The sequence below is a fragment of the Pseudomonas sp. MD195_PC81_125 genome, from assembly GCF_014060985.1.
GTDB classification, from domain to species: Bacteria; Pseudomonadota; Gammaproteobacteria; order Pseudomonadales; family Pseudomonadaceae; genus Aquipseudomonas; species Aquipseudomonas parakoreensis.
Genome location: NZ_JABULD010000328.1, coordinates 1 through 3,314, shown reverse-complemented (window position 1 = coordinate 3,314; position 3,314 = coordinate 1). Strand labels below are relative to the sequence as shown.

At 56.7% G+C, this 3,314-nt stretch carries 2 protein-coding genes and 2 pseudogenes; 1 reads left to right on the top strand and 3 read right to left on the bottom strand.

The genetic code is table 11. The features are described from left to right. From HT737_RS31200 to HT737_RS13705, 3 genes and pseudogenes are all read right to left on the bottom strand, one after another. A pseudogene (locus HT737_RS31200) lies at window positions 1–272 on the bottom strand (dehydrogenase); the annotation flags it as partial. Between the two features lie 437 nt (window positions 273–709). Then, window positions 710–1,905, bottom strand: a pseudogene (locus tag HT737_RS13710) (class I SAM-dependent rRNA methyltransferase). A gap of 268 nt (window positions 1,906–2,173) precedes the next feature. After that, complete coding sequence (locus HT737_RS13705) at window positions 2,174–2,713, bottom strand: type 1 glutamine amidotransferase domain-containing protein (RefSeq protein ID WP_182402882.1); 540 nt, start codon at window positions 2,711–2,713, stop codon at window positions 2,174–2,176. 228 nt (window positions 2,714–2,941) lie between these two features. Between HT737_RS13705 and HT737_RS13700 the strand changes: the two genes are divergently transcribed. Continuing rightward, window positions 2,942–3,314, top strand: a 373-nt coding sequence (locus HT737_RS13700; protein WP_182402884.1) for an HDOD domain-containing protein, incomplete at its 3' end; no start/stop codon positions are given.

Sequence of the window (3,314 nt, the reverse complement as noted above, 5' to 3'; positions counted from 1 at the left end):
CAGGGAATGTTCTGGGTACCAATATGATAAATCTTCGACAGCTCGTCCCAGCCCCATGGCGGACTGTCTATTTTTGCAACGGTTAATATGCCTGCGTTTAGAAGTTGTGAGTCTATTATGTTGCGTCTATCGAATTGTTCCGGATTGTTGATTAGTTGTGCAAGTCGACAAGAGTAACTCAGGTCCAGTTCATGTTGAGTGTGGTTTTTGTAGTTCCAGACTATTTGTCCGGGTGTGCGCGGCAATATGAATAAATAAGGATTGATGTACATGTTGTATTCATCACTCTGGACGTAGTTGAAAGAACGCTGGGGTGCCGGCACTCCCCAGCGTTCCGGTTTACTTAGCGGGTTTTAGGCGCAACCAGAAAAGCCAGGTTTGCGATTTTGTTGGTTTCCAGAGTAATTGCTTTCATAAGTATGAACTCCTTGTTCATTTAGAGTGAATGTCACCGTCGTGGTGACAACTTAATAATAGGTTGTAATGAATTATTGGCAAGCGATACTTGGGTAGGAAATTTCTATTAATTTTGTCGGAGTGGATGTGCTGCAAGGTCAAGTTTGTAAGTTTTAGTTCTTGAAATTCAACGCGCAGGGAAATGTCCTGCGTACATGTAGGAAGTTAGTTGTAGGAAAAGGAAAGAAATTCGACGATATTGCATCGCCGTAAAGCCAACGGGAAGCCCGCAGGCTCCCCGTTTCATGGGCAATCAGCTGTTCGGCAGCAGACGGCAGGTAATGCTCTTGATGTAGCGAGTCTCGGCGATAGCCGGGTGTACCGGATGATCCGGACCTTGACCGCCGCGTTCAAGCAACTGGATGTTGCGGTCCAGGTGGCGGGCGCTGGTCAGCAGGATGTTCTGCAGATCGTCCTCCGGCAGGTGCATCGAGCATGAAGCGCTGACCAGAATGCCGTCCTTGGTCAGCAGGCGCATGGCTTGCTCGTTCAGACGACGGTAGGCGCCTTCGCCGTTCTTCATGTCTTTCTTGCGCTTGATGAACGCAGGCGGGTCGGCAACGATCACATCGAAACGTTCTTCGCTGGCCTTGAGTTCCTTCAGCGCTTCGAACACATCACCTTCGATGCAGGTCATCTTGTCGGCGAAGCGTTCAGCGCGGCGTTACGCTCGACGCCGTCGAGGGCAAAGCCCGATGCGTCGACGCAGAACACTTCGCTGGCGCCGAACGCGGCAGCCTGCACGCCCCAGCCACCGATGTAGCTATAGAGGTCAAGAACGCGTTTGCCTTTGGCGTAAGGGGCCAGACGGGCGCGGTTCATGCGGTGGTCGTAGAACCAGCCGGTTTTCTGGCCGCCAATGACCGGCGCTTCGAATTTCACGCCGTTCTCTTCCAGGGCCACCCACTCCGGCACCAGGCCGAACACGGTTTCGACGTAGCGGTTGAGGCCTTCGGCATCACGGGCGGCGGAATCGTTCTTGAACAGGATGCCGCTCGGCTTGAGCACTTGGGTCAGTGCAGCGATCACGGCATCTTTATGCGCTTCCATGGTCGCCGAGGCGATCTGCACGACGAGGATGTCGCCGAAACGGTCGACTACCAGACCTGGCAGCAGATCGGAGTCGCCGTAGACCAGGCGGTAGAACGGCTTGTCGAACAGACGCTCGCGCAGCGACAGGGCCACGTTCAGGCGGTGCACCAGCAGCGACTTGTCCAGCGGCAACTTGATGTCGCGCGACAGCAGACGCGCGCAGATCAGGTTGTTCGGGCTCATGGCAACGATGCCCAGCGGCTTGCCGCCGGCAGCTTCGAGGATCGCCTGATCGCCGGCCTTGAAGCCGTGCAGTGGCGTGGCGGCCACATCGATTTCGTTGCTGTAGACCCACAAGTGGCCGTTGCGCAGGCGACGGTCGGCGTTGGCTTTGAGGCGCAGGCTAGGCAGGGACATGACGTCGCTCCGGAAAAAAGAGCGGGAGTATAGCGTGTTGCTCGGCCTGATTGGCTGGTGAGTGGATATGTGGCAAGGGCAATCAGTGAAGAAGGAGTTTACTGTGGCGAGGGGGTTTATCCCCGATCGGCTGCGTAGCAGCCGCAAACCCCGAACGCAGTTGTCTGACCGACCGCGTGAATCGATTTGGGACAGCTGCGCTGTCCATCGGGGATAAATCCCCTCGCCACATAAATCCCCTCACCACATGAATTCACTAGCCCACAGATCAGGCTGACAGCGCGTCGATCAGCTCCTTGTTGAACGCCGGAATATCATCCGGCTGCCGGCTGCTGATCAGATGACCGTCCTTGACCACTTCTTTATCGACCCAGTTGGCCCCGGCATTCACCAGGTCATCCTTGAGGGTCTTGTAACTGGTCATGGTTTTGCCGTTGACCAGCCCGGCGGAAATCAGCAACCAGCCGCCATGGCAGATCACCGCAATCGGTTTGCCGGCGGAGGCCCCGGTTTTCACCAGATGCTGGGCATCCTGGTCGATGCGGATGGTGTCGGAGTTCTGCACGCCGCCCGGCAGGACGAGCGCGTCGTACTGCTCGCTGCTGGCGCCTTGAAAGGTCTGGTCGACCTTGAAGTCATCCGCCGGTTTGTCGTGGTTCCAGCCTTTGACCTTGCCGGCCTCGGCGGAGAGGATGTCGACCTGGGCGCCGGCCTGCTCGAGAGCCTGCTTGGGGCCGGTCAACTCGACCTGTTCGAAACCGTCTGTTACCAAAATGGCGACGCGTTTGCCGGTGAGGGAGGTAGTCATCAATAAGCTCCTGAGTCTGCGGGAAATTACCGCCGAGCCGGTGCTTGTTTGTCCGGTCGGCCTTACACAGTCCGAAGGCTGAGCGTGAATGAAAGTTCCTGACAATTGCCCACTGGTGTGTCGTCGTGCGGTTTTTAGAGGTTAGAATCGCCGCCTGTCCCAGAGTGTGTACTTATGTCCCAAGAGCTGACCACCGAACAGATTCAACAATCCCTGCAAGGCATCAGTGTGCCGGCGCAGCCGCAGATCATGGTGGATCTGCAAATGGAGCAGTACATGCCCGACCCGGACCTGGAGGTGATCGCCAAGCTGATCTCCCAGGATCCCGGCCTGTCCGGTTCGCTGCTGAAAATCGTCAACTCGCCGTATTACGGCCTGAGCAACAAGATCACTTCGATCAAGCGCGCGGTGAACCTGCTGGGCAGCCGTTCGATCGTCAATCTGATCAACGCCATGTCGATCAAGGGCGAGATGAATGACGACACCATCGTCACCCTCAACCGTTTCTGGGATACCGCCCAGGATGTGGCCATGACTTGCCTGACCCTTGCCAAGCGCGTCGGCACCGAGGCCAGCGACGAGGCTTACGCCTTTGGGGGCT

What these genes read in the sequence shown, in the direction of transcription:
- HT737_RS13705 (WP_182402882.1), bottom strand. Translation starts at nt 2,713, where the DNA reads ATGACTACCTCCCTCACCGGCAAACGCGTCGCCATTTTGGTAACAGAC.